General features: G+C 66.8%; 4 protein-coding genes. All 4 read left to right on the forward strand.

What is annotated here, in order from left to right:
• Positions 1–1,360 (forward strand): chemotaxis protein CheW (locus tag BIS11_RS12585; RefSeq protein WP_253586168.1); only part of this gene is annotated, 1,360 nt, incomplete at its 5' end.
• Complete coding sequence (gene cheW, locus BIS11_RS12590) at positions 1,357–1,857, forward strand: chemotaxis protein CheW (RefSeq protein WP_253426290.1); 501 nt, start codon at positions 1,357–1,359, stop codon at positions 1,855–1,857. The genes BIS11_RS12585 and cheW, both read left to right, overlap by 4 nt.
• A 75-nt stretch (positions 1,858–1,932) precedes the next feature.
• Complete coding sequence (locus BIS11_RS12595; protein ID WP_253426292.1) at positions 1,933–3,201, forward strand: methyl-accepting chemotaxis protein; 1,269 nt, start codon at positions 1,933–1,935, stop codon at positions 3,199–3,201.
• Between the two features lie 91 nt (positions 3,202–3,292).
• A partial coding sequence (locus tag BIS11_RS12600; RefSeq protein ID WP_253586169.1) for a PAS domain-containing protein occupies positions 3,293–3,878 on the forward strand: 586 nt, incomplete at its 3' end.

Here is a 3,878-nt window from a genome sequence, read left to right on the forward strand (position 1 = left end):
GGCGGTGCCCGCTCCTGCCGCAGCGCAAGGCGCCGCGCTGACGGTCGACGCCGCGCCGACGGTCGAGAAGACGCCCGCCGCGCCCGAGAAGAAGGAGAAGGCCCCGGCCAAGAAACCGGCCGCCGAGTCGAGCTCGATTCGCGTCTCGGTGGACAAGGTCGACCAGATCATCAACCTGGTGGGCGAGCTGATCATCACCCAATCGATGCTCGACCAGACGGTGAGCGAGCTGAGCGACCAGTCCGTGGGCAACGGCTCGCTGCAAAACGGCATGAGCCTTCTGCAGCGCAACGCCCGTGACCTGCAGGAAGCGGTGATGTCGATCCGCATGATTCCCATGGAGTTCGTCTTCAGCCGCTTCCCCCGCGTGGTGCGCGACACCGCCGGCAAGCTCGGCAAGGAGATCGAGCTGATTACCGAGGGCAAGTCCACCGAGCTCGACAAGAGCCTGGTCGAGCGGATCACCGACCCCTTGACCCACCTGGTGCGCAACAGCCTCGACCACGGCATCGAGATGCCCGAGGTGCGCGAGGCGCTGGGCAAGCCGCGCCAGGGCAAGCTGACGCTGGCCGCCCGCCACCAGGGCGGCAACATCCTCATCGAGGTGAAGGACGACGGCGCCGGCATGGATCGCGAGCGGCTGCTCGCCAAGGCGCGGGAGAACGGCCTGAACGTCTCCGACACCATGACCGACGAGGAGGTCTACCAGCTGATCTTCGCCCCGGGCTTCTCCACCGCCGCCGAGGTCACCGACGTCTCCGGGCGCGGGGTCGGCATGGACGTGGTCAAGCGCAACATCCAGGGCATGGGCGGGCGCGTCGAGATCCAGTCGAAGAAGGGCGAAGGCACCAATACGCGCATCGTGCTGCCGCTGACGCTGGCGATCCTCGACGGCATGTCGATCAAGGTGGGCTGCGAGACCTTCATCCTGCCGCTTTCCACGGTGCTCGAGTCGCTGCAGCCCGCCAAGGGCGACATGTACGCCATGGCCGGCGACGACGTGGTGCTCAAGGTGCGCGACGAGTACCTGCCGGTGATCGCCATTCACGAGGCGCTGGACGTCGAGAACGCGATCGTCGACCCGACCAAGAGCATCGCCGTGATCGTCCAGGGCGAAGGGCGGCGCTATGCGCTGCTGGTCGACGAGCTGATCGGCCAGCAGCAGGTGGTGGTCAAGAACCTCGAGGACAACTACCGCAAGGTGCCCGGCGTCTCCGCCGCGACCATTCTCGGCGACGGCAGCGTCGCGCTGATTCTCGACATCACCGGGCTGCATCGCCTGAGCCGGGCCAAGAAAGAAGCGGGCAAGAGCGCCCACACTCCCCATCCTGCGTATGACAAGGAGATCGAACTGTCATGAGTCAAGCCAACAGCGAGGCGGTACGGACCGCCGCGGAAGCGGAAAACAGCGAATTCTTGGTGTTCTCGCTCGGCGCCGAGGAGTACGCCATCGACATCCTGAAGGTTCAGGAGATTCGCGGCTACGAGAACGTCACCCGCATCGCCAACGCGCCGGCGTTCATCAAGGGGGTGACCAACCTGCGCGGCGTGATCGTGCCGATCGTCGACCTGCGCATCAAGTTCCACCTGGACAACGTCGAGTACGGCGGCCAGACGGTGGTCATCGTGGTCAACGTCGCCAATCGCGTGGTCGGTATCGTGGTCGACGGCGTGTCTGACGTGATGACGCTGACGCCGGAGCAGATCAAGCCGGCGCCGGAGTTCGGCGTCACGCTCTCCTCGGACTTCCTGAGCGGGCTTGGCAGCCTCGACGACCGCATGCTGGTGCTGGTCGACATCGACAAGCTCCTGACCAGCGAAGAAATGGCACTGGTCGACAGCACCCAGCAGCAGTGAGGCCACGCGCGACCGCGCGGGCAAGGGGACAAGAGCGTCGCGAACCGCGAAGGCGCTGACAGGGGAAGATCGCTGATGCATCAGATCATGAGCAACATGACCGTTCGGCTGAGCTGGGCGCTGGTCCTGGCCGCGTTTTCGCTGTTCGTGGCCCTGGCCTGTGCCACGGGCTTCTACGCGCTGGCAGAGGGAAGCGCCATCTTGCAGTCGGCCGGCGACGCCGCGACCCAGCAGAGCCTGTTCGCGGCCTTTGCCGAGCGCGTGCGCTGGGTGCTGATCGCCATCGCGCTGGTCACCGTGCTCACCGTGGTGGTGGTGGTCTGGGGCGTGAGCGTCAACGTGCTGCGCCCGCTCAGCCGCCTGGTCGGCTACTTCGAGCGCATGGCCCAGGGCGATCTGAACCAGACGATCAGCGCGCCGGGCAACAACGAGATCGGGCGCCTCTACACCGCCATGGCGGACATGCAGGGCTCGCTGTCACGCACCGTGGGCGTGGTGCGCGAAAGCGGCGGGCTGATCTTCGAGCGCGCCCAGGCGATCGCCGAGAGCAACAACGACCTCTCCTCGCGCACCGAGCAGCAGGCGTCGTCGCTGGAGGAGACCGCCTCGAGCATGGAGGAGCTCGCCTCCACGGTGAGCCACAACGCCGACAACGCCCGCCAGGCGAGCCAGCTGGCCGAAAGCGCCACGCTCACCGCCCGCCAGAGCGGCGACGAGGTAGGACAGATCGTCGACACCATGGAGGAGATCAGCGCCAGCTCCCACAAGGTGGCCGACATCGTCACCCTGATCGACACCATCGCCTTTCAGACCAACATCCTGGCGCTCAACGCCTCGGTGGAGGCGGCGCGGGCCGGCGAGCACGGCCGCGGCTTCGCCGTGGTCGCCGAGGAGGTGCGCAACCTGGCGAGCCGCTCGGCTTCCGCTGCCCGCGAGATCCGCACCCTGATCGACGCCTCGCTCGCCAAGGTGGACAGCGGCACGGCACGGGTCAATCAGGCCGGGCAGACCATGCAGGGGCTGGTCAGCGCGGTACAGCGGGTCAGCGACATCATGGACGAGATCGCCGCCGCCTCGGAAGAGCAGAGCAACGGCATCGGCCAGGTCAACCAGGCGGTGACCCAGATGGACGACGTGGTACAGCAGAATGCCCGGCTGGTCCAGCAGGCCGCCGAGCGCGCCAGCGAGCTCGAAAGCGACGCGGCGCGCCTGCGCGAAGCGGTGGAGCGCTTCAAGGTCGCCGGCAGCCCGGTCACGGCTGCCCTGCCTCGGCGAGCGCCGCCGGCCCGGGTTCCCGCCCTCGCCCCGCGTGCCCAGGCCGTCGAGGAGTGGGAAGCGTTCTAGGGGGAGCGCTTCGACGCAAGACGATCGACGCTCGCTGCAAGGCGCGCTCGGTTCTTCATGGATGTTCATACTAAAAATTAAGGCACCTGCAATGCGCAACAACCAGCCAGTCACGCAGCGAGAAATCGAGTTAAAGGGAGAGGACTTTCTAGTCTCGCGCACGGATCTGAAAGGGCGTATCACCTACGCCAACCCGGCCTTCATCCAGATCAGCGGCTACCGTCACGACGAGCTGATCAATGCGCCGCACAACCTCATCCGCCACCCGGACATGCCCCCGGCGGCCTTCGAGAACCTGTGGCAAACCGTGAAGGCCTCGGAAACCTGGCGAGGGCTGGTCAAGAACCGCTGCAAGAACGGTGACCACTACTGGGTCGAGGCGAGCGTCACCCCGATCATCGAAAACGACCAGGTGGTGGGCTACACCTCGGTGCGCGTGCAGGCGAGCCGCGAGGCCATCCAGCGCGCCGAGAGCGTCTACACCGAGCTGCGCGAAGGCCGCGCCCGGGGCGTCTACCTCGACAAGGGGCAGATTCGCCGAGGGGGCTTGGCCGCGCGCCTCAAGCGCCTGCGCCCGGACACCATCCGCGCCAAGCTCACCGCCATGATCGTGATCGGCGGCGCGCTTCTGCTCGCCAGTGGCGGTCTCGGCCTCTACGGCATCAACGCCTCCGGCG

Origin of the sequence: Halomonas sp. 707D4, assembly GCF_024158685.1 — a bacterium.
Classification (GTDB): Bacteria; Pseudomonadota; Gammaproteobacteria; order Pseudomonadales; family Halomonadaceae; genus Vreelandella.

What these genes read in the sequence shown, in the direction of transcription:
- cheW (WP_253426290.1), top strand. Translation starts at nt 1,357, where the DNA reads ATGAGTCAAGCCAACAGCGAGGCGGTACGGACCGCCGCGGAAGCGGAA.
- BIS11_RS12595 (WP_253426292.1), top strand. Translation starts at nt 1,933, where the DNA reads ATGCATCAGATCATGAGCAACATGACCGTTCGGCTGAGCTGGGCGCTG.